Source organism: Salinirubellus litoreus (assembly GCF_037335815.1).
Classification (GTDB): Archaea; Halobacteriota; Halobacteria; order Halobacteriales; family Haloarculaceae; genus Salinirubellus; species Salinirubellus litoreus.
Genome location: NZ_CP147841.1, coordinates 3,349,966 through 3,372,835, shown reverse-complemented (window position 1 = coordinate 3,372,835; position 22,870 = coordinate 3,349,966). Strand labels below are relative to the sequence as shown.

Sequence of the window (22,870 nt, the reverse complement as noted above, 5' to 3'; positions counted from 1 at the left end):
CGCCGGTTCGCCCGGCCGGTAGAAAAGGCGTCCGATACCGGCCGGAGGGCGAGGGCGTAGCGAGCGTAGCTCCCGTGAGCGCGAGCGAACGAGGGCGTCGTCGGACGAGCAACGCGGGGCAACGAGCCCTCGTATCGGCGAGCGGCGACCGCAGAGCCGCGAGGAGCGAGAACGGGTACGACCCGGACGAGACGGAGAGGTCACTCGGAGCCCGCGAACGTGCCCTCGACGGGCGATGGAAAGCGCTTTGGGTCGCACTCGCGCACACACCGGCAATGAGCCTGGACCCGTCCGACCGCGAACTGATCGTCGGGGAGCTCGGTCGGGAGCCGACCCCGGCCGAGGCGGCCCTGTTCGAGAACCTCTGGAGCGAGCACTGTGCCTACCGCTCCTCGCGGCCGCTGCTCACGAACTTCGACTCGGAGGGTCCGCAGGTCGTCGTCGGTCCGGGCGACGACGCCGCCGTCGTCGCGCTCCCCACTCACGACGACCACGTGGACGGTGAGGGCGAGGAGACCTACGTCACGCTCGGTATCGAGAGCCACAACCACCCCTCCTACGTCGACCCGTTCGACGGCGCGGCGACCGGCGTCGGCGGCATCGTCCGGGACACCATGTCGATGGGCGCGTACCCCATCGCGCTCACCGATTCGCTCTACTTCGGCGAGTTCGACCGCGAGCACTCGAAGTACCTCTTCGAGGGAGTCGTCGAGGGCATCTCCCACTACGGCAACTGTATCGGCGTCCCGACGGTCGGGGGGAGCGTCGCCTTCCACCCCGGGTACGAGGGGAACCCGCTGGTCAACGTCGCCTGCGTGGGCCTGCTCCCGCCCGATCGGCTCGTCACCGCCGAGGCCCAGGAACCGGGCAACTCGCTCGTCCTCGTCGGGAACGCCACCGGCCGGGACGGTCTCGGCGGCGCGTCGTTCGCCAGCGAGGATCTCGCCGAGGACGCGGAAACCGAGGACCGACCCGCGGTTCAGGTCGGCGACCCCTACACGGAGAAGCTGCTCATCGAGGCCAACGAGGTGCTCGTCGAGGAGGGCCTGGTCGAGAGCGCCCGCGACCTCGGTGCGGCGGGGCTCGGCGGAGCGTCGAGCGAGATGGTCGCCAAGGGCGGGTTCGGGGCCGACATCGACCTCGAACGGGTCCACCAGCGCGAGCCGAACATGAACGCCCTGGAGATACTGCTCGCCGAGTCACAGGAGCGGATGTGCTACGAGGTCGCTCCCTCGAACGTCGAGGCGGTACGGGAGGTCGCGGAGCGGTTCGATCTCGGCTGTTCGGTCATCGGGGAGGTCACCGAAGGGAACTACGTCTGCAGCTTCCGGGGGGAGACGGTCGTCGACGTCCCCGCCGAGTACCTCGCCGAGGGCGCGCCGATGAACGACCTCGATTCGACGAGCCCGCCGGAGCCCGAGCGGGACCTGCCGGACGTCGGGATCGGGGCGGCGTTCGAAGCGGTCGTCGGGAGCCCGAACACCGCGAGCAAGCGGTGGGTCTACCGACAGTACGACCACGAGGTCGGGGTTCGGACGGCGCTCCGGCCGGGCGACGACGCGGTCGTCGTCGCCGTCCGCGAGTCGGGGACCGGGCTCGCCCTGTCGGCGGGCGCGGAGCCGAACTGGACGAGCGTCGACCCCTACGAGGGTGCCCGGGCGGTGGCGATGGAGAACGCGACCAACCTGGCGGCGAAGGGGGCGACCCCGCTCGCGGCCGTCGACTGCCTCAACGGGGGCAACCCCGAGAAGCCCGACGTCTACGGCGGGTTCACCGCCGCCGTCGAGGGGCTCGCGGACATGTGTCGGACCCTGTCGGTCCCGGTCGTCGGCGGGAACGTCTCGCTCTACAACGACTCGGCCGCGGGTCCCGTCCCGCCGACGCCGACGCTCGCGATGGTCGGCACGAAGCGGGGGTACGACGCCCCGCCCGCCGCGCTCTCGGGAGAGGGGACGCTGGTGCTCGTCGGCGAGGTCGGGAACCCGCTCGGCGGGTCCGAACTCCTCGCCCGCGTCGGCGGGAGCGACACCTTCCCGGTGGTCGAGGCGGCCGCCGCCCCGCGCATCGAGACGCTCGCGTCGGTGGCGAACGAGGGGACGACGCTCGCGGTCCACGACGCGAGCCACGGCGGCCTCGCGGCCACGCTCGCGGAGATGGTCACCGCCGACGCCGGGGCCGAGGTGTCGCTCCCCGGCTCGCCGCTCGAAGCGCTGTTCTCCGAGCGGGCGGGCCGCGCGGTGATCGAGACGACCGACCCCGACGCGGTGGCCGAGGCGTTCGACGGCGTCGCGCCGGTCGAGACGCTCGGGGACGCGGACGGCTCGGGATCGCTCACGGTATCGTTCGACACGTCGGGGGAGTCACTCGCGTACGGCCACGAGGAGATACGCGAACTGCGGTCGGTGATCGAGCGGGAGCTCGAGTAGGCTATAGCTCGACGTCGGTTCCGACGTCGGCCTCGACGGCCGCGTCGTAGACGTACTCGCCGGCGGCCGCGTCGAGCACCGCGGTCCCGACGCTCTCGACGACTACGATCTCGTCCGGCGACCCGCGACCGTCGTCGCCCGCGAACACCGCCCCCAGGGGCGTCATGTCGTCGGCGTCGAGCCCCGTCTCGCGCAGGTCGCCGATCCCCGCAACCTCCTCGGGGACGTCCGCGAACACCCGATCCGCCCGCTCGAACACGGCCGGTGAGAGCTCCCGGAGTTCGGCGTTGAACGAGCCGACGGCGACGACGAGGGTTCCCGCTTCGAGCGCGTCGGCCGGGAAGACCGGCTCGGTGCTGGTGGTCGCCGTCACGACGACGTCGGCGCCGTCGACGGCCTCGTCGGGCGAGTCGACGGCGCGGGCGTCGATCCCGTCCTCGCGGAGGTCCGCCGCGCACGCCTCGCGGGAGTCGCTCGGGGAGTAGACGCGCACCTCCTCTACTCCGAGCGCGGCCTCGATGGCCCGGGTCTGCCAGCGGGCCTGGACGCCCGCGCCGAAGACGCCCACGACCCCACCGTTGGCGAGGTGCTTCGCCGAGAGGCCGCCGATACCCCCGGTCCGGGCGTTCGTCACCCCCGCCGCGTTCATGAACGCGAGCGGCTCGCCCGTCCCCGCGTCGGTCACCGCGAGCTGGGACTGGACCGTCGGGAGGCCCCGCTCGGCGTTGCCCTCGTGGACCGTCGCGAGCTTGGTCGCGAGGTACGGCGCGCCGTGGACGTACGCCGACATGGTGAGGCCCGTCCCGGCGGGCTCCTCGTGGTCGTCGATCCCCGCGCCGATCGGGAAGTGTGGTCGGTCGGGCCGCTCGACCTCGCCGCGATAGTCCCGGACGAACGCCGCCTCGAGTTCGGGTAGCAGCGTCTCCAGGTCGATGAGTCCCAGCACGTCGCTTTCGGAGAGTACGCGCATGGTCCCGCCTCGTCCGGTCGGGTCAAGAAAGGGGGCGCTCGGATCGGGTCGAGCCGATCGACCGCTCGTGCCGGGCCGTCGGTCGGACGCCCTACGTCAACAGGATCGGGACGAGGAAGACGAGGACCATCCCGGCGAGCGCGATGGCGGCACCGATGCCGACCTCGCGGTCCGTGTAGGGGCTCTGCGGGGCGGTCGACCGCTCGGCCTCCTCGTGGGGGTCCGCGTAGGTGTGCCCCTCCTTCACCTCGTGGCCCTTCGCGCGTTCCGCGGGGTCCTCGTCCGTGTGGTCGGCCATACATCGGATCTGTACGAGCGGGTACTTCGACCTGTCGGAACCCGGTCGTGCCCCGGATACGAGTGGAACGTGGTCACCAGGATCGGGGACGAACGGTCGACCGACACGATGACCGGTCGAGTCGTTGCGCGTTCCAGACGGCTTTTGTCACCCGGCCGCCGAGGGGGAATATCGGATGACCCTCACCAAGCGCATCATCCCCTGTATCGACGTCGACCTCGACGACGAGGGGAACCCCGCGGTCTACACCGGCGTCCACTTCGAGGACCTGAAGTACACGGGCGACCCGGTCGAGATGGCCAAACGGTACAACGAGGCGGGTGCCGACGAGTTCGTCTTCCTCGACATCACCGCCTCCGCCGAGGGGCGCGAGACGATGCTCCACGTCGTCAACGAGGTCGCCGACGAGGTGTTCATCCCCCTCACCGTCGGCGGCGGCATCCGCACCCGCGAGGACGTCAAGGAGACGCTCCGGGCGGGCGCGGACAAGGTCTCCATCACCACCGGCGCGCTCGAACGGCCCGCGCTCATCACCGAGGGCGCCGAAGCGTTCGGCAGCCAGTGTATCGTCATCAGCGTCGACGCCCGGCGGCGCTACGACGAGGCCGGCGAGCACTACGTCGAGGTCGACGGCGAGTCGGTCTGGTTCGAGTGTACGAAGAAGGGCGGACGCGAGGGGACCGGGATCGACGTGGTCGAGTGGGCCGGGGAGGCCGAATCGAGGGGCGCGGGCGAGCTGTTCGTCAACTCCATCGACGCCGACGGGACGAAGGACGGCTACGACATCCCGCTGACGAAGGCGGTCTGTGACACCGTCTCGACGCCGGTCATCGCCTCCTCGGGCTGTGGCGGCCCCGAGGACGCCTACGAGGTGTTCACCGAGGCCGGCGCGGACGCCGCGCTCGCCGCCTCCATCTTCCACTTCGGCGAGTACTCGATCCGGGAGGTCAAGGAGTATCTCGACGAGCGCGAGGTTCCGGTGCGGATGCACGACTGAGACGGCACCCGTCGCTCGCCTTACACGAGAAAGTGCTCTTTCAGGCCCTCTGAATCCCGATATCCCGGTATTCCGGTCTCGAAACTGTTCACTTTCACCGAGCTAGCCGCCGCCTTATCCCCGCCAGGCTGCTAGTTCGGCTGTCGCCCGGACCGCCCGGGACCACGGACGTTCAGTCGTCCGCGACGCGCGTCGACCAGCGGCGCGTGGCGCGATCCGAGTCGTACCCAACACACGAGACTCACCATGCACACCTCACCCGAGGGCGACCGGCCGGCTCCCGCCGACCGCGACCCCCACGTCACCGGCCCTCACGCCGGCTACGACCGCTACGGCCGCTTCGATCACTACTACTACCGCTGCGAGCGGTGCGGCCTCGAATCCACCGACCCCGCGCTCGTGCGGGGCTGTCCCCGGTGTGGGGACGCCCCGGGTGGTCCCGATGCCTGAGGAGGGCACCTCCCCCTCCGGCGGGTGGGAGGAGGTGTACGGCGCGATGTCGGTCTCGACGAACGCCGAGGGCGACGCCCCGACCTGCCCGGACTGCGGGGAGGAGTGTCCCCGGGTCCGTGTCGACCGCTACTGGTGTCCGGACCACGGTGCCTTCACCGCGACCGGCTGAGTCGGAGGAGCGTCGCCTCCGGCCGAAAACGCCTGTTAGGAACGAGATCCGAGGACGAATAGCCGCGCGCTCGCCGTTCGTTACGCGGCGGTCTCGAACGCCTCGCGGAACGCCGTCGCCTTGTCCTTGACGTTGGCGGCGGCGGCCTCGAGGGCGTCGAGCGGGGCGACCCCTCCCTCGGTCTTGATGGTGAGGATGGGGTCGGTCTGTCCGCCCGACTGCTCGGGGTTCATGTCGTAGGTCGCGGCGGCGACCCCCTCGGTCTCCAGCAGCGCCCCCTTCAGCACGTTCATGAACGTGTGGTCCTCGCCGGCGATCTCTATCGAGAGTTCCGTCTCCCGGTTCTCGATGACGCGCAGGTCCATACCCCGAGTACTGGAATCGGGCGTATCAAGGTTGCGAAGCGACGCGACCGGCCGACCACCCGTGCTGGCCGGCCTCGCGTGCCTCCAGGTGAGGCGTCAGGTGCCGACCGCCGGTTCGCCGCCGTCCCACAGGCTTATCCCCTGGACCGCGTGGGGAACCCATGGGCGAGGACGAACCGGCGGAGCGGCGACTGGTGTCGGGCTGGCAGGGACGCTACTACGAGGACTTCGAGGTCGGGGACGTCTACAAGCACCCCTACGGGCGGACGGTGACCGAGACCGACGACGTCTGGATCACCAACGTGACGATGAACCTCAACCCGATGCACTTCAACGAGGCGTACGCCGCCGGGACGGAGTTCGGCGAGCGGCTTGTCAACGGGCTGGTGGTCATCGCCACGGTCGTCGGGATGAGCGTCGTCGACGTCTCCCAGAACGCGACGGCGAACCTCGGCTACGACGAGATCAGACACCACGCGCCGGTCTTCCACGGCGACACGCTGTTCGCCGAGAGCGAGGTCACGGAGAAGCGCGAGTCGGACTCCCGCGAGCACGTCGGCATCGTCACCACGAAGGTTCGAGGGTTCAACCAGGAGGACGAACTCGTCCTCTCGCTGAAGCGGACGCCGATGGTCCTCAAGCGCGAACACGCGGACCCCACGCCCGCCCGCCCGCCGGGCTGGCCGGAGGGTATCGGGACTCAACCGGAGGACCTGGAGTGAGCGTGACCGGCCGGCCCGAGGACCTTCGGCGGAGGGAACGGTAGAGGGACGGCACTTCCCCGAGCGACGGCCTCAAACCGCCCCGAGCCGAACGGCCGGTGATGGGAGCCATCGAGGTCGACGGGCTCACGAAGCGCTACGGCGACGTGGTGGCCGTCGACGGGCTCGACCTCTCGGTCGAGTCGGGCGAACTGTTCGGACTCCTGGGGCCGAACGGGGCGGGGAAGTCGACGCTCATCAACGTGCTCTGTACCCTCCTCGAACCCACTGCGGGGTCGGCGACCGTCGCCGGTCACGACGTGCGCGACGCGCCGGGGTCGGTCAGGGAACGCATCGGCGTCGTCTTCCAGGAGCCGGCGCTCGACGAGGAGCTGACCGGCGCGGAGAACCTCGCCTTCCACGGTCGGCTCTACGGGATGCGCGACCCCCGGCGAGGGGAGCGGATCGAGGAGGTGCTCGACCTCGTGGATCTCTCCGACCGACGGGACGAGCGCGTCGGGGCCTACTCCGGCGGGATGGCCCGCCGGCTCGAACTCGCCAGGGGGCTCCTCCACGGCCCGGAGGTGCTCTTCCTCGACGAGCCGACCGTGGGGCTCGATGCGGGGACCCGCAACGCGGTTCGGGAGTACGTCCGGGATCTCAACGCGCGGACCGGCGTCACGGTGGTGCTCACCACCCACTACATGGACGAGGCGGCGGCGCTCTGTGATCGGGTAGCCGTCGTCGACGAGGGATCGGTCGTCGCGTGTGACTCGCCGGACGCGCTGACCTCGCGGCTCGGCGGCGACCACGTGGAGGTGGGCGTCGACGACCCGGCCGCCGCCCGCGAGCGGGTCGCCACCTTCGACTGGGTGGAGACGGTCGTCCAGGTGGAGGGTGGGATCGAGGTGGTCGTCGACTCCGGCGAGCGCCGCATCGCTCCACTGCTCACGGCCGCCGGCGAGGTGGCCACCGTCTCGACCGTCTCCGTTCGGAAACCCACGCTGGAGCAGGTGTTCCTCGAACTCACCGGGCGGTCGCTCGACGAGGCCGACGAAGGTGTGGCGAGGGCGGTCCCCGACCGACGCGCGACCACGACCGGGCACAGTCGCCGGGGCGGTCGCTGATGGGTGGGATCGATCCGCTGGCGATCTACGCGTTGTGGGAGCGCGACCTCCGCCGGTTCGTTCGCGCCCGCTCACGGCTCGTCGGCACCTTCGTCACCCCGCTCTTTCTGGTGGCCTTCCTCGGCTTTGGCTTCCAGGGGGTCCGCTTCGCGAGCGTCCCCGAGGAGGTCACGTACCTGGAGTACCTCGTCCCGGGGATCCTGGGGTTCGTGACGCTGTTCTCGGCGTCGTTCTCGGGGCTCGCGGTCCTCTCCGACCGGGAGGTCGGGTTCCTGAAGGAGATACTCGTCGCGCCCGTCCCCCGGACGTCGGTCGTGCTCGGACGCATCGCCGGCGGCGCGACCACCGGCCTCCTCCAATCCGGGCTGGTCCTCTCGGGGACGCTCCTCGTGGGGTTCCGGCCCGTCTCGCTCTCGGGACTGCTCCTCGCCGCGCTCTTCCTCGTCGGGCTCTCGACGGCGTTCATCGGCTTCGGGCTCGCGCTCGCCGCCCGGTTCCGCGACACCCAGGGCTACTCCCTGGTGGTCAACTTCGTCCTCTTCCCGCTCGCCTTCCTCTCGGGGGCGTTCTATCCCCTCTCGAACCTCCCCGCCGCCGTCAGGTGGGTGGGCTACCTGAACCCCCTCACCTACGGTATCGACGGGCTACGCGGGGCGCTCGTCGGCTCCGGAGCCACGACCTACCCCCTCTGGGTCGACGCCGCGGTCGTCGCGTTCGCCGCGACCGTCACTGTCCTCGTGGGCGCGTGGCTCTTCGATCGCGTCGAAGCGGCGTAGCGACCTCCTGACTACCGGTCGAGGTGGAACGTCCGCTGGCGTACCGCGGCACAGCTCGGGCAGATGTGCTGGTAGGTGACCCGCGCGCCCGACGTCGCCGCCGTCCACCGACCGCCGTCGTCCTCGTACCCACACTCCGCACACCGGAGATCGAGCCGGTCCCGGAGGCGATCGAGCGCGGTGGTCCCGCCGCTGGCATCGAGCGACATGGGCGTCGCTCCGGATCGTGGACGGTTAATAATGTCGTTACTCGCGACGCGAGTCCTTCGACCGCTCGACGGCCGTCAGACGGACGCCTGACGCGGGTTTTTGTGGTTCGGCGATCAGGGTACTCCCGAAGGACGGACCGTCGCCGAGCGGTCGCGAACACATGATATCCGACAGCCACGTTCCCATCGAGATAACGGTCGCCGACGAGGCGGACGAGCGGCCGACGGTCGAGTCGCACACGCGGATCGACGTCGCGGTCCAGGGGGAGATCTACCCGACCGCCGAGCTGGCCGACGGCCGGTACGTGGCCTGGTGGTTCGAGGCCGACGAACCCCCCGAGATCGACTCCTCGGTGACGACCGAGTGGGTGGCCGCCCCCACGAGGTTCCTCGCGGCGGCGACGCTCCGCGAGCTCTGGGAGGACCCCCGCGCGTTCGAGGACCTCGCCGCGGGCGGGGCGAGCGGGGATTGATCGTCACGCCCGGTCACGGGACCTCCAGCACGACGGTTCGGCCCCGGATCTCACCGACGACGCTCCAGCAGAGCCACGCTCCGGCGATCAGCGACACCGCACCGAGGACCACCAGGACCGCCTCGACGGCTGGCGGAGCCTCCACCGCGCTACAGGCCGACCCGGCGACGCCGCCGCCGTGGATGCACGCCTCCTCCGGGAGCGACAGCAGGAGGAGCAGGACCCCGACACCGACGAGGGCCGCCCCGTAGACGAGCTGGTCGGCCAGCGCCCGCTCGCGGTCCAGTTCGGCCCAGCGTTCGCGGAGCGCCTCGGTCTCGCGATCCGTTCCGCGTTCCACGCCCCGAACGATATGCAGTGCTAACGCATAACGTGATCGGCGGTCGACACCGGGCGCCGACGGTTCGGTCGCCCCGTGCCGATCGTCCCCTCGCGGATCCGGGGATCACTCGCTGCCGCTCCAGCGGGCGTCGGCGAGCGTCCGCTGGACAGCCTCCTGGCCGACGGCGGCGGCGAGCGTCTCGAACCCCTGTCGCTCGCTCGCGTCCCTCGCCTCGGCGACCAGCCGGGAGACGATGAACTCCGGCGTCGAGCGGCCCAGGCTCCCGAACCGGGGCTGGTAGTCGACCTCGAGTTCGAGGTCGGGCGTGAGCCCCTCCGCGAAGATCCCGTCCACGCGAGCGACGTCCGGGAGCGGTTCGAGGTCCTCGGCGAGGTGGGTGACGAACGTCCCGAGCGCGCCGCGCTCGACGGTCAGCGTCACGAGGCCGTGGAGGAGGTCCGCGGCGCTCCCGGGTTCGGTGATGGCCTCGAACTCGTCGACGAGCATCAGCGTCGAGCCCCCCGACGTGAGCGGTGGGACGACGGAGCGAAGCGTCGATTCGAGCACGCCCGCGTTGAACGAGGCGTGCCGGCGGTGGAACACCAGTCGGTCGACCTCCGAGACCTCGGCCGCCTCGGCGGGTACCGGGAGCCCCATGTGTGCGAGCAGCGCCACCTGCGCGAGCGTCTCCAGCAGCGTCGTCTTCCCGCCGGAGTTCGCCCCGGTCAGCACCGACACCCGGTCGCCGGTGGGTGCGTCGACGTCGAGCGTGTGATCGCCGAGGCCGTAGTCCACCGGCTGGACGCGCTCCCCCTCCCCGCCCGCGAGGAGGTCGAGGTTTCGCGCCCCGCGGACCGCCAGCCGGTCGGTTCCCGCCGGGGCGAACTCCGGCCGGGTGAGATCGAACGCGACGGCGAAGCGGGCCAGCGACACCGAGAACGCGATGTCGTCGACGGCCTCTATCGCCAGGTCGACGTCCTCGCGGGCGGCCTCGACGTCGGCTTCGAGTCCCGCACGGATCTCGGACTCGCGCTCGTCGACCCGCTCGCGGAGCACCCCCGTGAGCGACCGGAGCGTCTCGGTGACGAACCCGTCGGCGTCGGCCGCCTCGCCCGGGAGGGCCTCCCTGACGTACTCCTCCTCGACGGCGGTCTCCCGGGTGAGGTGTCGGCGGACGGCGTCGCGGAACTCCGAGGCGTCGCGGGCGTCACCCTGGACCGCTTCGAGGACGCCCGCCGGATCGGCGGCCACGTCCTCCGCGCTCCCCAGCGCCGTCCGGAGGCGGTCCAGTTCGTCGTCGGCACCCTCGCCGACTCGTCCGCTCTCGCCGTCGCCGAGCGCCCGGAGCGCGGTCGCCGCCGCCGCGAGCGCGTCCTCGTCGAGCGATTCGAGGGGGGCGAACGGTCCCTCGGAGAGGTCGAGATCCAGGAGCGCGAGCGCCGTCTCGACCGCCCCGACCTCGCTCTCGGCGTCGTGGTCGGCGAACGCTTCCGCGACCGCCTCGCGGGTCCGTTCGTCGAGTCCACGCCAGGCCTCGACGGCCGCCATCGTCCCGTCGAGCCGTCCCTCGATGGCCTCGCGGTCGGTCAGGGGCGTGAGTACGCGGAGCCGGTCGGCCGCGCGGTCGGTCACCGCGAAGGACTCGACGAGCGAGACGACGTCGCGGTAGACTGCGCGCGCGTCCCGGGTCGCCAGCAGGTCCATCCCCTCGCCGCCGGCGACCCGCCGGAGGATCCGCGTGGCCCGCCCGCGCGCGAGCCCGGCCTCGGCGAGCGTCCGCGAGTCGACCGCCTCGATCGCCTCGACGGCACGCTCCTCGCCGAGCGACTCGCGGAGCAGCGCCGCGGTCTTCGGTCCGACGCCCCAGTAGTCCTCCAGTCGCATCGACCGGGGCCTCGGAGGGAGGGGTCCTCAACCACACGGTCTCCGATACGATCCCGACGACCGCCGGGAGTCGGTGGTCGCCAAACGGGTCGATCGCTCCCCGTGGGTCGGGTTGAAGTACGTCCGACGGGTCCTCGTCGGCACCCGGCGTCGAGCGCACGGGACAGCACCATGTACGAGGACGTACGCTACGAGACGGAGGACGGCATCGCCACCATAACTATCGACCGGCCCGAGACGTACAACGCGTTTCGGGAACGGACGCTGGAGGAACTCAACGACGCCATCAGGCGGACCACGGACGACGACGCCGTCTACGTCGTGATCCTCACGGGTGCGGGCGACGGGTTCTGTGCCGGCGCGGACGTCACCGAGATGCCCGACTGGTCCTCGCTCACGAAGGAGGAGTACGCGGGCTACCTCTGGACGGTCCAGAACGTCGTCCGCCAGCTACGGGGAACACCGAAGCCGACAGTCGCGGCCGTCGGCGGCCCGGCCATCGGTGCGGGCTGTGACTTCGCGCTCGCCTGTGACCTGCGTGTGATGGGCGAGGGCGGGATCCTCCGCGAGGGGTTCGTCAACGTCGGACTGGTCCCCGGCGACGGGGGCGCGTGGCTCCTCCCCCGGCTCATCGGCGAGTCGAAGGCCCGCGAGTACCTGCTCCGTGGGGTCGACATACCCCCGGCGGAGGCGGTCGACGTCGGACTGGCGACGACCGTCGCCGAGGATCCCCTGGCGGAGGCCCGCTCGCTCGCCGAGGAACTGCTCTCGTTACCGGCGCTCGCGGTCCGGAACACCAACCGGCTCGTGGATCCGGGGATGACGTTCGAGGACTACTGCGAGCGGGCCATCGAGTACCAGTGGGAGTGCGTGAACGATCCCGAGCACGACGAGGCGGTCGCGGCGTTCCGCGAGAAACGCGACCCCGAGTTCGATCGGGAGTACTGATACGGGCCGGTGCGGGCGTCGTAGACGCGGTTCGTCCTCTGAAAGGGACGGCACCGTCGAGCGGTGTGCGCGCTCCTCACCGCTCCTCCCAGCTACTGGGAGCGACACCGAGCCTCGTCACCAGCGGGCGATACGCGGAGGCGGCGACGACGATGATCCCCAGTTCGACCCAGAACCCGACCTCGCCCACGACCGCCTGAACGATCCCGAGGACCAGGAAGACCAGCACGAACATCGCGACGTAGTGTGGAACGATCTCGATCAGTCGATCCGTATCCATACCCCTCCTTACGGGAAGACCCTCATCAAACCCTCACCCCGATCCCGAAGAACGCCCACGCCCGGAAATCCCTACCAGGGTAACCCGTCCTCCCGTAGCGCGTCGGCGATGCCGTTCTTCTGTATCTCGTCCGTCCCGGCGGCGAGCCGTCGGCCCCGGGCCAGTCGGTAGAGGTACTCCAGGGGGTGGCCCCGCTGGTAACCGTTCGCGCCGTGGATCTGGAGGGCCTCGCTCACCACGTCCTCTGCCATCTCGCCGGAGTAGAGCTTCGCGAGCGAGGTCTGGAGGCGGTCCGGCGGCTCGTCCGAATCACGGACCTCCAGCGCCGCCCGGTAGGCCAGCGTCCGCGAGGCCTCGAGCTCCGTGACCATGTCCGCGAACTTCCAGCCGATACCCTGGAACTCGGCGATCGGCTGGCCGAACTGCTCGCGGTCCTCGGCGTAGTCCAGGGCGTGCTCGAGCGCACAGCCGGCGATGGCGTTCGCGAGCGTCGAACTCCCCAGGCGCTCCCAGTTGAGCGCCTGGAGGATCCGCCTGAACCCCTCGGGACCGCGGGCGAGCACGTTCTCCTCGGGCACCGCGACGTCCTCGATGTAGAAGTGGGTCTGGGTGTGCTCGGCCATGTTCGTGTAGTGCTGCTGGACCTCGATGCCCTCGGCGTCCATGTCGGTGACGAACGCGCCGAGGCCGTCGTCGAACTTCGCCCAGATCACCGCCGCGTCCGCGTGCGGGACGTTGCTGACCCAGGTCTTCTCCCCGTTGGCGATCAGTTCCCCGTCGCGTTCCTCGACGCGGGTGTTCATCGCGCCCACGTCGGAACCCGCGCCCGGCTCGGAGATGCCGATGGCGATCACCGTGTCGCCGGCCGTCACCCCGGGCAGGTAGCGTTCCTTGAGCTCCTCGGAGCCGTGCATCTCGATCGCCCGCGGGGCGACGAGCTGCTGGTTGTAGAGGAACTCGGCGGTGTCCGGGCAGACCCGCCCGACGGCCTCGACGGTGAGCATCGCCTCGAACTCGCTCATCCCGCCGCCGCCGTACTCCGTATCGATGTTGACTCCGAGGTAGCCCCGGTCGGCCAGCAGGTCGACGTTCGGCCACGGCACCTCCCCCGCCCAGGTGAAGGCGTCCTCGGCGAACTCCTCCCGGGCGAGATCCGCGATCGAGTCCCGGAGCATCTCCTGCTCGGCGGTCAGTGCGAACATGGCCCCACCTCGCGGGACGGCGGCAAGTATCCACCGCCCGCGACGGGTCCTCGGTCCCCACCCCTCGATCCCCGGGTGGCGGGGCGGTGCGACCCCGCTCAGGAGAGCCGCTCCCGGATGTCGTCGGGTATCCGCTTCGACTCGCCGGTTTCGCGGTCGAAGTAGACGAGCACCGTCTCGGCGGTCGCCACCCGCTCGCCCTCCGAGAACAGCTCGTAACTCATGGGGATGCTCGACCGGCCGAGGTCGTCGACGGTGAGTTCGACGGTGACCGTCCCGACCCCCTCGATGGGTCGCTCGAAGGATATCTCCACGTACCGGAGTACGGTGTCGAGGTCCGCGAGCGGCATCCCGAGGACCTCCTCGCTGAAGCGAGCCCGGGTCTGCTCGAGGAACGTGGAGTAGACGGAGTTGTTGACGTGCTGCATCGGGTCGAGGTCTCGGAACCGTACTTCGAGGTCGGCCGAGTAGGTCTCCATGCGATCGGGTGCGCCGACCGGGACTTTAGCCCTGCGGGTGCTGGAGGAACGTCCGGGCGGATCCGTGCCGTCCGATGGACGGAGCGTCCGTCGTAGTCCGTGAGGAGGCCCCACTCCACCGCACGGAACCGAGGACCGTACGCGAGGGAAGATCGCTCGCCGTGTCACCGGGACGGAAGCGCAGGTCACGGTCGCAGTCGTACGTCCGCGTCCCGTTCTCTACGGTGACCGTCCGACTGGTCTCGGCGATCGTCTCGCCTTCGGCCCGGACGCGGATCCGGAGCCTCGTCGGCTCGCCCACCGAGAGGGTCTCGTCGTCTTCGAGTATCCAGAAGACGCTCGTCGTCACCCGTCCAGTCTCCTCGATGGATCGTGCGGTTCGCTCCCCGGTGTCGTCGAGGGTCACGTCGACGAGTAGCCGCTCACCGCGGTGTCCGGGTGGTCCTCCCGGCGGGACCTCGACGGTGACGTCGCCGATGACACTGACGCTGTCTCTCGGCGTCCCGGCCCCGAGACACGTCACGACGGTCCCGTTCCCCACGTTGGGGAAGCCGTCGGCGTCGTTCAGCCGGACGGTGAGGTCGACCGACTCCACGGTCACGTTCTCGCCGGAGGGCGGAGCGACGGCTCCGCCGAGCACGATCAGCGTGCCGACGCTGAACGCCGTCACGAGGAGGAAGGCGACGACAGCGGCGGGGCGCGGCGGCCAGTCGAGCAGCCACGGTAGCAGGTTCACTGCACGTGGCCAGAGCAGGGGGCGTAACAACCCTTCGTGTGATTCGAGTCCCGACTCCTTCTATCCGTGCTCGGTGTGGTCCGCTCGACCGCGCCGTTCGGCGTTCTCGCCGGACCGGCCGAGAGCGTCCGACCGAGCATCCCCGCATACAGGGCTATATCCTCTCGTCACCTATCCACGTACCATGCGAGAGGTACGACTGAACGAGCTATCGTCGGTGATCGAGCCGCTTCAATACCCCATCTCCAACGAGGACGCGTGTGAGGAACTCTCCGACGTCACGCTGGTCTACGCCGACGGCGAGGAGTCGCTGGAGGCCGTCGTCTCGCGGTCGAACGCCGACGCCTTCGAGGGGGTCGACGACATCGAGGCGGAGATCTACAGCAACCTCCCGGTGGAGGCGGTCGGCGAACCCGGACAGTCGGAAGGCGAGGGCTGACCTCGTCCGTCCCCGACCCCGAGGGAGTGCGGTCCGTCCTCGATAGAATTCCGACACTTCGAGCGGCGGTCTCAGACCACGTCCTCCTCCCGGAGTCGTGCGATCCGCTCGTCGTCGTATCCCAGCTCCGAGAGGACCTCCTCGGTGTGCTCGCCGAGTTCGGGCGGGTGCTCGCGGACCTCGGCAGGTGTCCGCGAGAAGTGCATCGGCACGCCCGGCATCTCGATGCTGCCCGCGCTCGGATGTTCGACGGAGGCACGCATCCCCCGCGCCTCGACCTGCGGGAGGTCGTAGACGTCGGACATGTCGTTGATCGCCGTCGCGGGCACGTCGTGTTCGTGCATCAGCGAGACGAGCTCGTCGGTGGCGTACGCCTCGACCTCGGCCTCCAGCATCGGTTCGAGGGTTTCGCGGTTCCGAACCCGGTCGGCGTTCGTCGCGAACCGCTCGTCGTCCGCGAGGTCCTCGCGGTCGAGCGCCGCGCAGAACCTCGGCCAGATGTGCTCGGAGGGGACGGCGACGGCCGCGTAGTCGTCGGCCGTCTCGAACACCTGGTAGGGGACGATGTTGCCGATCTTCCCGCCGAGTCTGGTGGGGGGATCGCCCGTCGCGAAGTACTCGGTGGCGGCGTAGCTGTTGAGCGCGGTCGCCGAGTCCAGCAGGCTCATGTCGATCTTCTGTCCCTCGCCGTCGCCGAGTTCGCGCGCTAGCAGCGCCGAGACGATCGACTGCGCGGAGTAGAGGCCGGTCACGAGATCCGTGATGGCGACCCCCACCCGAACCGGCTTGCCGTCGGGTTCGCCGGTGATGCTCATCATCCCGCCCTCGGCCTGGAGGACGAGATCGTAGGCGGGTCGGTCGCGGTCGGGTCCCCACTCGCCGTAGCCGCTGATGGCGCAGTAGACGAGCCCGGGGTTGGACTCGCTGAGGGTGGGATAGTCGAGCCCCCAGCGCTCCATCGTCCCGACGCGGAAGTTGTGCAGGAGGACGTCCGCGCGCTCGGCGAGGTCGCGGAACAGCTCCCTCCCCTCGTCGGTCGCGAGGTTCAGCGTCACCGACCGCTTGTTCCGGTTTGCCGAGGAGTAGTACGACCCGACGTCGGAGTCGCCGTACGTCGGCGGGGCCCACCCGCGGGTCTGGTCGCCGCCGTCCGGACGCTCGACCTTTACGACATCCGCGCCGAGGTCGCCGAGTTGCATCGCACAGAACGGCCCCGCGAGCACGCGCGAGGCGTCGAGGACGGAGATACCGTCGAGCGGGCCGTGCTCGCCACTCGGCTCCCGTGCCTCTCCGGTCATCGCTCTCCCCTCCGCAGGGTCGGCCGTCCGTCGTCGTCAGTCATGGTCCCCGTTCCGCGACGACCGGCTTAGTATCCGGGGTAATCGACCGACAGTGGTCGGACCCCCGGGAGGGGTTCGCACGAAGTCGACAGCCTATTGCCGTTCCGTCGGTCACTCCCGGTCCATGACAGGGACGGTGACGGTCGTCGGCGGGGCGGGAACCATCGGCTCGACGGCGGCCTACACGCTCGCGGTATCGAACCCGGGGACGGAGATCCGGTTCTGTGATCCCGAACGCGAGGCGGCGGCCGGCCACGCGACCGACGTGAGACACGCCCGGTGTCACGCGAGCCACGCGCTCGGTACCACGGGAGCGACCGACACGACGGGGGACGTGACCGCCGTCGATCCGGGACCGGACGCGATCGACGACGCGGATTGTGTACTCGTGACGGCGAGCGTCCGGCGGCCCTCGGGGAGCACGGGCCGGGGCGGGCGGGACCGCTTCTGGCCGGTGAACCGTGACGTGGCCGACGACGTGGCGGCCTGGCTGGCCGACGCCGACCCGGTCCCCGTGGTCGCGGTGACGAACCCGATCGACCGGTTCCTCGCGCGCCTCCACGCCGAGTCGGGCTGGCCCCGCGAGCGATTTGTCGGGTACTCGCTCTCGGAGACCGCCCGGATGGCCGACGCCATCGCACGGGAAGTCGGCGCGGATCCGGCCGACGTGGACTGTCCGATACTCGGCGAACACGGCGAGGCGATGGTGCCGGCGTTCTCGCGGGCGACCGTCGAGGGCGAACCGCTCGATCTCCCGGCGGATCGGCGGGCGGAACTCCTCGACTACACCAAGTCCGTCCCCTACGAGATCATCGCCCAGCGAGGGGCCGAGCACTCCTCGCGGTGGGTCTCCGGCCGAGGGGCGGCGCTGGTCGTCGACTCCATCCTGGAGGGTGGGACCGACGAGCCCATCTGCCTCTCGACGCCGCTCGCCGGCGAGTACGGCATCGAAGGCGTCTCGCTCTCGGTCCCCGTGACGCTCACCGGTGAGGGCGTCGGCGAGATACTCGAGTGGGGGCTCCCCGAGGCGGAACGCGAGGGGCTGGCGGCGGCCGCCGAGTCGGTCCGCGAGAAGACCTGACCCGGACTCCACCCATCGCGTCGGTCACGGTCGTCGAGGGGAGAGTCCGCGTCTCAGGCGATCTCGTTCCGGAGGGGCTCGCCCGTCCGCCAGCGCTCGTAGTTCTCGGCGAACAGGTCGGCGAATCTCGCGGGGAAGGTGTCGGACCGGCCGCCGACGTGGGGCGTCACGAGCACGTCCTCGCGGTCCCAGAGCGGCGAGTCCTCCGGGAGCGGCTCGGTCTCGAAGACGTCGAGCCCGGCACCGGCGATCTCGCCCTCGCGGAGCGCCTCGACGAGCGCCGTCTCGTCGACGACCGGCCCCCGCGAGACGTTGATCAGGACCGCCGAGTCGGGGAGCGCCCGGAACACCTCGGCGTCGATCGATCCCCGGGTCCCCTCGTTCAGGGGGACGATGGCCACCAGGAGGTCGGTCCCGGGGAGGACGTCGTGGAACTCATCCGTGGCGAGCACCCGCTCGGTGGGGAGCGACCCATCGTAATCGTCGGAATCGCGCTTGACGCCGTAGACGTCCATCCCGAAGCCGGCCCCCCGTTCGGCGATGGTCTCGCCGATGCTCCCGAGGCCGTAGACGGTGAGGGTGTCCCCCGTCCAGTCGGTCAGGTCCCCGGTGACCTCGTCCCGGGGGCCCCAGGTCCGCTCGGCCTGCTTCGAGGCGAACGTGGGGACCAGCCGGCTGAACGCGAACGCGTGCGCGAAGGCGTGTTCGGCCACGACCGGGTCGTGGACGCCGGTCGCGTTCGAGAACCCGATCCCCCGCTCGCGGAACTCCTCGACCGGGAACGCGGCGTACCCTGCGCTCGTCGCCTGCACCCAGTCCCCCGACGAGAGACTCTCCAGGAACCGGTCGTCCCAGCGGGTCGGGTTACAGACGAGCATCTCCGCGTCGGCGAGCGCGGCGACCGTCGCCTCGCCGCCGTCCGCGGTGACGATTTCGAGGTCGTCGTACCGGCCCTCGATGGCGTCGGCGAGCGGCAGGTCGTGATCGATGACGAGTGTCGGCATACGCTCGGGGAGAGAGGGGGTCGACGTAAATCGGTCGTTGCGATGGCCTCCTCGGGCACACCGAGTGCCGACGGCCGCCCCCGGTTCCGTGGGCCCCGCCCCCGCCGAAGGTTTAATCGCCGGCGTGACCGTCGCCGGGGTATGGCAGCCAGCCGCACGACGGGACGGCGCGGCGGAGTCGCTCGCTCGATGTCGCGACCGACCGGGGGGTGGAAGCGGTGACCGACTCGACGGGCAGCGACTACCTCCTCTCGGCCATCGAGGCCGAGGGGTGCTCGACGCTGTTCGGCCTCGTCGGCGAGGGCAACGCCCACCTGGTCGACCGGCTGAACGAGTCCGGTCTCGACTACCGCTACGCCCGCCACGAGCAGGTCGCGGTGACGATGGCCGACGGGTACGCCCGGACCACCGGCGAGGTGGGGGTCTGTACGCTCACCCACGGCCCGGGCCTGACCAACGGCGTCACCGGCCTGGCGAGCGCCGACCGCGACGGCGTCCCGCTCGTCGTCGTCGTGGGGGACACCTCCGTCGCGGGCCGGGAGACCTCGCTCCAGTACCTCGACCACCTCGGGATGACCGACCCCGTCTCGGTGTACGGCGTCCGCGCCGAGACGACGGCGACGCTCCCCGGGACGATCCGCCGGGCGTTCGCGAAGGCACGCGAGCGGTCGGGCCCGGTCGTCGTCGAGGTCCCCGCCGAGGTTCAGGAGGGTGTGGCACCCGAGGAATCCTACGAGCCCAAACCGCACGCGAGCGACCGCGTCCGTCCCGACCCTCGCCGGATCGAGGAGGCGGCCGACGCGCTCGACGCCGCCGAGTGCCCGCTGATACTCGCCGGGGGCGGGGCGGCCGCCTCGGGTGCTGGCGGGGCCATCGCAGTGCTCGCAGAGCGACTCGGTGCGCCCGTCGCTACCACCTTCTACGCGAAGGGACTCCTCCCCGACCACCCCCTGTGTACGGGCATCTCGGGAACGTTCATGACGCCAGCGAGCGCCGAGCTCGTCCCCGGGACCGACTGTCTCCTCGCGGTCGGGGCGCAGCTCTCGGGCAAGACCACCCGGTACGGTGCGCTCTACGACGACGCCACGGTGGTACAGATCGACGTCGACCGCGAGGCGCTCGGCCGACACCGCGCTATCGACGTGGGGGTGCTCGGCGACGCCCGGGAGACGGTCACGGCGCTTGCCGAGCGCGTCTCCGTAGACGAGACGCGGACGGAGCGGATCCGCGGACGTATCGAGGAGGCCGACGATCCCGCAGATCTGGAGTTCGAGACCACACCCGACGCCGTCGATCCCCGTGCGCTCACGGCCGCAGTCTCCGAGTTCGCGCCACTCGAGACGGTCGTGACGGTCGACTCGGGGAACAACACCGGGTTCCCCGCGGTGTTCCACGAGGTCGGGACCGCGGGTCGGATGCTCGTGAACGGCAACTTCGGGTCGATGGGCTACGCGCTCCCGGCGGCGCTCGGGGCGAAGGTCGCCGATCCGGACCGGCCGGTCGTCTGCTACGCCGGCGACGGCAGCCTGATGCAGGTGCTCGGCGACCTCGAAACGGCGGTTCGGTACGATCTCGGGATAGTTGTGGTAATCTACAACGACGCGAGCTACGGCATCATCCGGCACCGCCAGAACCTGGAGTACGGCCGGGAGACTGGAGCGTCCTACGAGAGCCCCGACTTCGCGACGGTCGCCGAGGGGCTCGGCGCGCGCGGCGTCACCGTCCGCTCGCTCGACGACCTCGAACCAGTCGAGCGTCACCTCGCGGAGGGATCGGAGGTGCCCCTGGTGGTCGACGCCCGGACCGTACCCGAGGTCGCTCGTCCGGGGTTCCCCCCCTACTGAACAGGGCTCGACAGCATCCGGCGCGTCCCCGTACGTGGGTCGCTGACCGCTCGGAATTCGCGTGCGGGACGGGAGTGATACGACAGAGGGGAGAGGCGGATCGGAGACGACGGACCGCTCGCCTCCCGTCGCCGGACTCGGGCTTGGGTAACGTACGGGACCGGTCCGCGAGAGGGGCCGAACGAGCCGCGTCTCCGACGGACCGGGTTCTCGGAACGCGTTCGCCGGTCTCACGACTCTCGGTTACCTTCGAACACGGCGGTAGACGACGACCGTACCGCCGAGCGCGAGGATCCCGCCGACGAAGAGCGCCCCACCGACCGCCAGTTGTCCCCGGAACCCGACGAGCATCAGCCCGAGGCTGGCGGCGAACAGTCCGACCTGTGCGAGCAGGACCGCGCCCAGAAACGCCCAGAAGACCTCCCTCGGTAGCTCCTCGACGGACGCCTGGAACTCCCCCGATCGGTCGAACTCCTCGTCCAGCAGGGACAGCGGATCGAACACCACCAGTACGGTACGGTCGGGGGATACAAGCCTGTCTCGTTTATCCGTACGGCCCTCCCCCGAGAACGTCACGCGAATAGTTACTGCCGGCTCCCTGGAGCCCGAGCGTAATAGATAGACGTGGGTGCGCGGCAGAACCACCCCGACGGTCACCGTGTGGTCGGTGGTCGGGGGCTGTGGGTTCTCGTACTGACCACCGTGAACGTGATCGTGCCCGTCCGACCTGAAGCGTTACGTACCACCCGACGGACCAGTCCCCATGGACTCGGATCCCCTCTCGACGTTCGCCGATCCGGCGTGTGACACCAGCATCGTCTCGGACGCGATGGACGAACACGGCCTCGACGGCGTCGTCACCGGTGTTCCGCCGGCCGCACCCGGCCACCGGTCGGTCGGTCGCGCCCGCCCCATCCGGTTCGAGCGAGCGCGGGGCGAGGGGACGACGAACTTCCCCCACGCGATGCTCGATGCGTTCGGAGCCGGCGAACTGGTCGTGATCCGGGGTGTGAGCCCCCACATCTCCTGCTGGGGCGGCCAGGCGTCGGACCTCGCGGCGAACGCCGGCGTCGAGGGTGTCGTGATCGACGGCGGGTTCCGGGACGTCCCCGAGATACGCGAGGGATCGTTCCCGGTGTTCGGCCGCCAGCCTACTCCTCGATCCGGCCAGCGTCGGGTCCGCGTCGCGTCGACCGACGAACCGATCACCGTCGACGGCGTCCGCGTCGCGCCCGGCGACGTCGTGGTCGCCGACGCGACCGGCGTCGTGGTCGTCCCCGCCGAGCACGAGGAACGGATCGCCGAGGGCGCGGCCGATCTGCTCGACGCCGAGTCCGACCTCTCCGAGCGGGTCGCCGCCGGCGAGGACCTCGCCTCGATCCGCGAGGATCACGAGCAGTTCTGAGCCGTCCGCGAGAGGCCTGGGGTGCTCCCGTCCGTGCGGGTGTCGGGTCGCCGATCCGTTCGGCGGCGAGCGATGGAGCGCCCGGGCGGTGCCGAACGGTTATACCAGCCCCTGCCGTCGGGCCGCCATGCCCACCCGCGAGTTCGAGTACATCGACTGGGAGTTCGACGAGGAGAGCGGCGTCGGCCGCGTGCGCCTCGCCCGGCCGGACGCGCTGAACGCCCTCTCGACGCCGCTCTGTGCGGAGATCGTCGAGGCGTTCGAGGCCTTCGCGGAACTCGACGACGAGGCCGACGGCGTCGCCGTCCGGGCGGTCGTCCTCGGCGGCGAGGGCCGGGCCTTCTCGGCGGGCGCGGACGTGACCGAGTTCGCCGAGGGCCGGACCGTCCCCACCGACGTCTACGAGGCCGCCAGCAACTTCGCGGGGCCGGTCGTGGCGAAGATCGACGGCTACTGCCTCGGCGGCGGCCTGGTCCTCGCGCTGGACTGTGACTTCCGGTTCGCGAGCGACCGCAGCGAGTTCGGCCTCCCCGAGGTCGGCCTCGGCATCCTCGCCAGCGGCGGCGGTATCGGGAAACTCGCCGCCGCGATCGGGTCGACGCGGGCGAGGGAACTCGCGGTCACCGGCGAACGGTTCGACGCCGAGCGGGCCGACGAGGACGGCCTCCTCGTCGGGCGCTGTCCGGCCGACGAACTCGACGACCGGGTCGAGTCGTTCGTCGAGACGGTGGCCGCACAGCCGCCGCTGGCCGTCCGCGCCACGCTCGATCTCGCGGCGTTCCACGAGACCGCGGACGGTGCCCGGCTCTACGAGCGCCGGCTGGACCGTCGACTCAGACGCTCCGACGACCACGAGGCCGCCGTCCGCGCCTTCCTCGAAGACGGCGAGGCCCCGACGTTCCACGGACGGTGACTCACGGGGTCAGGCCGACGGGTCGTCCG

Annotated in this window: 27 protein-coding genes; 14 read left to right on the top strand and 13 right to left on the bottom strand. The window is 70.6% G+C overall.

Translation table 11 applies throughout. The annotated features are described in order from the left end of the window. The first annotated feature begins 275 nt into the window (after window positions 1-275). Window positions 276-2,426 (top strand): phosphoribosylformylglycinamidine synthase subunit PurL, encoded by a 2,151-nt coding sequence (purL, locus tag WDJ58_RS16770; protein WP_338914438.1) that lies wholly within the window; start codon window positions 276-278, stop codon window positions 2,424-2,426. Window position 2,427: 1 nt separating this feature from the next. On the opposite strand, the gene WDJ58_RS16765 is transcribed toward purL, so the two are convergent. Together WDJ58_RS16765 and WDJ58_RS16760 are read right to left on the bottom strand one after the other, a co-directional pair. Then, window positions 2,428-3,396 carry an ornithine cyclodeaminase family protein gene (locus tag WDJ58_RS16765; RefSeq protein ID WP_338914437.1) on the bottom strand — a complete coding sequence of 323 codons (969 nt, stop codon included), beginning with the start codon at window positions 3,394-3,396 and terminating at the stop codon, window positions 2,428-2,430. Window positions 3,397-3,487: 91 nt separating this feature from the next. Next, entirely contained in the window at window positions 3,488-3,694 is a 207-nt protein-coding gene (locus tag WDJ58_RS16760) for a DUF7550 family protein (protein ID WP_338914436.1), read from the bottom strand. A 175-nt stretch (window positions 3,695-3,869) separates the two neighbouring features. Between WDJ58_RS16760 and hisF the strand changes: the two genes are divergently transcribed. The 3 genes from hisF to WDJ58_RS16745 all read left to right on the top strand — a co-directional run bounded on the left by hisF (window position 3,870) and on the right by WDJ58_RS16745 (window position 5,313). Then, window positions 3,870-4,691: an imidazole glycerol phosphate synthase subunit HisF gene (gene hisF, locus WDJ58_RS16755; protein ID WP_338914435.1), complete on the top strand. Its 822-nt coding sequence runs from the start codon at window positions 3,870-3,872 to the stop codon at window positions 4,689-4,691. 246 nt (window positions 4,692-4,937) lie between these two features. Continuing rightward, a complete protein-coding gene (locus WDJ58_RS16750; RefSeq protein ID WP_338914434.1) occupies window positions 4,938-5,141 on the top strand; it encodes a hypothetical protein in 204 nt (67 codons plus the stop codon). Next, window positions 5,134-5,313: a hypothetical protein gene (locus WDJ58_RS16745; protein ID WP_338914432.1), complete on the top strand. Its 180-nt coding sequence runs from the start codon at window positions 5,134-5,136 to the stop codon at window positions 5,311-5,313. Before WDJ58_RS16750 ends, WDJ58_RS16745 begins: the two co-directional genes overlap by 8 nt. Window positions 5,314-5,393: 80 nt before the next feature. On the opposite strand, the gene WDJ58_RS16740 is transcribed toward WDJ58_RS16745, so the two are convergent. Next, window positions 5,394-5,678, bottom strand: coding sequence for a DNA-directed RNA polymerase subunit L (locus WDJ58_RS16740; RefSeq protein WP_338914431.1), 285 nt, complete (start codon window positions 5,676-5,678; stop codon window positions 5,394-5,396). A 161-nt stretch (window positions 5,679-5,839) separates the two neighbouring features. Here WDJ58_RS16740 and WDJ58_RS16735 point away from each other — a divergent pair, with 161 nt between their 5' ends. The 3 genes from WDJ58_RS16735 (at window position 5,840) to WDJ58_RS16725 (ending at window position 8,282) form a co-directional block, all read left to right on the top strand. Further along, window positions 5,840-6,400, top strand: coding sequence for a MaoC family dehydratase (locus tag WDJ58_RS16735; RefSeq protein ID WP_338914430.1), 561 nt, complete (start codon window positions 5,840-5,842; stop codon window positions 6,398-6,400). 101 nt (window positions 6,401-6,501) lie between these two features. Beyond that, window positions 6,502-7,506 (top strand): ABC transporter ATP-binding protein, encoded by a 1,005-nt coding sequence (locus tag WDJ58_RS16730; protein ID WP_338914429.1) that lies wholly within the window; start codon window positions 6,502-6,504, stop codon window positions 7,504-7,506. Continuing rightward, window positions 7,506-8,282: an ABC transporter permease gene (locus WDJ58_RS16725; RefSeq protein ID WP_338914428.1), complete on the top strand. Its 777-nt coding sequence runs from the start codon at window positions 7,506-7,508 to the stop codon at window positions 8,280-8,282. Before WDJ58_RS16730 ends, WDJ58_RS16725 begins: the two co-directional genes overlap by 1 nt. Before the next feature lie 11 nt (window positions 8,283-8,293). On the opposite strand, the gene WDJ58_RS16720 is transcribed toward WDJ58_RS16725, so the two are convergent. Next, window positions 8,294-8,491 carry an HVO_0649 family zinc finger protein gene (locus tag WDJ58_RS16720; protein WP_338914427.1) on the bottom strand — a complete coding sequence of 66 codons (198 nt, stop codon included), beginning with the start codon at window positions 8,489-8,491 and terminating at the stop codon, window positions 8,294-8,296. 161 nt (window positions 8,492-8,652) lie between these two features. Here WDJ58_RS16720 and WDJ58_RS16715 point away from each other — a divergent pair, with 161 nt between their 5' ends. Further along, a complete protein-coding gene (locus WDJ58_RS16715) occupies window positions 8,653-8,964 on the top strand; it encodes a hypothetical protein (protein ID WP_338914426.1) in 312 nt (103 codons plus the stop codon). Window positions 8,965-8,977: 13 nt separating this feature from the next. Here the strand turns inward: WDJ58_RS16715 and WDJ58_RS16710 are convergent, their stop codons facing one another. Together WDJ58_RS16710 and WDJ58_RS16705 are read right to left on the bottom strand one after the other, a co-directional pair. Next, entirely contained in the window at window positions 8,978-9,304 is a 327-nt protein-coding gene (locus WDJ58_RS16710) for a hypothetical protein (RefSeq protein WP_338914425.1), read from the bottom strand. A gap of 105 nt (window positions 9,305-9,409) precedes the next feature. Continuing rightward, window positions 9,410-11,170, bottom strand: coding sequence for a MutS-related protein (locus tag WDJ58_RS16705; RefSeq protein WP_338914424.1), 1,761 nt, complete (start codon window positions 11,168-11,170; stop codon window positions 9,410-9,412). Between the two features lie 171 nt (window positions 11,171-11,341). Between WDJ58_RS16705 and WDJ58_RS16700 the strand changes: the two genes are divergently transcribed. After that, complete coding sequence (locus WDJ58_RS16700; protein WP_338914423.1) at window positions 11,342-12,118, top strand: enoyl-CoA hydratase/isomerase family protein; 777 nt, start codon at window positions 11,342-11,344, stop codon at window positions 12,116-12,118. Window positions 12,119-12,194: 76 nt separating this feature from the next. On the opposite strand, the gene WDJ58_RS16695 is transcribed toward WDJ58_RS16700, so the two are convergent. The 4 genes from WDJ58_RS16695 to WDJ58_RS16680 form a co-directional block, all read right to left on the bottom strand. Continuing rightward, window positions 12,195-12,398 (bottom strand): hypothetical protein, encoded by a 204-nt coding sequence (locus tag WDJ58_RS16695; protein ID WP_338914422.1) that lies wholly within the window; start codon window positions 12,396-12,398, stop codon window positions 12,195-12,197. 71 nt (window positions 12,399-12,469) lie between these two features. Further along, window positions 12,470-13,600: an acyl-CoA dehydrogenase family protein gene (locus tag WDJ58_RS16690; RefSeq protein ID WP_338914421.1), complete on the bottom strand. Its 1,131-nt coding sequence runs from the start codon at window positions 13,598-13,600 to the stop codon at window positions 12,470-12,472. 98 nt (window positions 13,601-13,698) lie between these two features. After that, window positions 13,699-14,079, bottom strand: coding sequence for an acyl-CoA thioesterase (locus WDJ58_RS16685; RefSeq protein ID WP_338914420.1), 381 nt, complete (start codon window positions 14,077-14,079; stop codon window positions 13,699-13,701). A gap of 25 nt (window positions 14,080-14,104) precedes the next feature. Further along, a complete protein-coding gene (locus WDJ58_RS16680) occupies window positions 14,105-14,815 on the bottom strand; it encodes a hypothetical protein (RefSeq protein WP_338914419.1) in 711 nt (236 codons plus the stop codon). 184 nt (window positions 14,816-14,999) lie between these two features. Here WDJ58_RS16680 and WDJ58_RS16675 point away from each other — a divergent pair, with 184 nt between their 5' ends. Then, complete coding sequence (locus tag WDJ58_RS16675; RefSeq protein ID WP_338914418.1) at window positions 15,000-15,254, top strand: DUF5789 family protein; 255 nt, start codon at window positions 15,000-15,002, stop codon at window positions 15,252-15,254. Between the two features lie 71 nt (window positions 15,255-15,325). Here WDJ58_RS16675 and WDJ58_RS16670 read toward each other — a convergent pair whose 3' ends face one another. Further along, entirely contained in the window at window positions 15,326-16,552 is a 1,227-nt protein-coding gene (locus WDJ58_RS16670; RefSeq protein ID WP_338914417.1) for a CaiB/BaiF CoA transferase family protein, read from the bottom strand. A gap of 166 nt (window positions 16,553-16,718) precedes the next feature. Between WDJ58_RS16670 and WDJ58_RS16665 the strand changes: the two genes are divergently transcribed. After that, window positions 16,719-17,675 (top strand): malate dehydrogenase, encoded by a 957-nt coding sequence (locus WDJ58_RS16665; RefSeq protein ID WP_338914416.1) that lies wholly within the window; start codon window positions 16,719-16,721, stop codon window positions 17,673-17,675. 53 nt (window positions 17,676-17,728) lie between these two features. Here WDJ58_RS16665 and WDJ58_RS16660 read toward each other — a convergent pair whose 3' ends face one another. After that, window positions 17,729-18,679, bottom strand: a complete 951-nt coding sequence (locus tag WDJ58_RS16660) for a D-2-hydroxyacid dehydrogenase (protein ID WP_338914415.1) — start codon at window positions 18,677-18,679, stop codon at window positions 17,729-17,731. Between the two features lie 218 nt (window positions 18,680-18,897). Here WDJ58_RS16660 and WDJ58_RS16655 point away from each other — a divergent pair, with 218 nt between their 5' ends. Beyond that, window positions 18,898-20,523, top strand: coding sequence for a thiamine pyrophosphate-binding protein (locus WDJ58_RS16655; protein ID WP_338914414.1), 1,626 nt, complete (start codon window positions 18,898-18,900; stop codon window positions 20,521-20,523). Between the two features lie 243 nt (window positions 20,524-20,766). Here the strand turns inward: WDJ58_RS16655 and WDJ58_RS16650 are convergent, their stop codons facing one another. Then, window positions 20,767-21,027, bottom strand: a complete 261-nt coding sequence (locus WDJ58_RS16650; protein WP_338914413.1) for a DUF7322 domain-containing protein — start codon at window positions 21,025-21,027, stop codon at window positions 20,767-20,769. 259 nt (window positions 21,028-21,286) lie between these two features. Here WDJ58_RS16650 and WDJ58_RS16645 point away from each other — a divergent pair, with 259 nt between their 5' ends. Both WDJ58_RS16645 and WDJ58_RS16640 read left to right on the top strand, forming a co-directional pair. Beyond that, window positions 21,287-21,928, top strand: coding sequence for an RraA family protein (locus WDJ58_RS16645; RefSeq protein WP_338914412.1), 642 nt, complete (start codon window positions 21,287-21,289; stop codon window positions 21,926-21,928). 127 nt (window positions 21,929-22,055) lie between these two features. After that, window positions 22,056-22,841 carry an enoyl-CoA hydratase/isomerase family protein gene (locus WDJ58_RS16640; RefSeq protein WP_338914411.1) on the top strand — a complete coding sequence of 262 codons (786 nt, stop codon included), beginning with the start codon at window positions 22,056-22,058 and terminating at the stop codon, window positions 22,839-22,841. Window positions 22,842-22,870 lie beyond the last annotated feature (29 nt).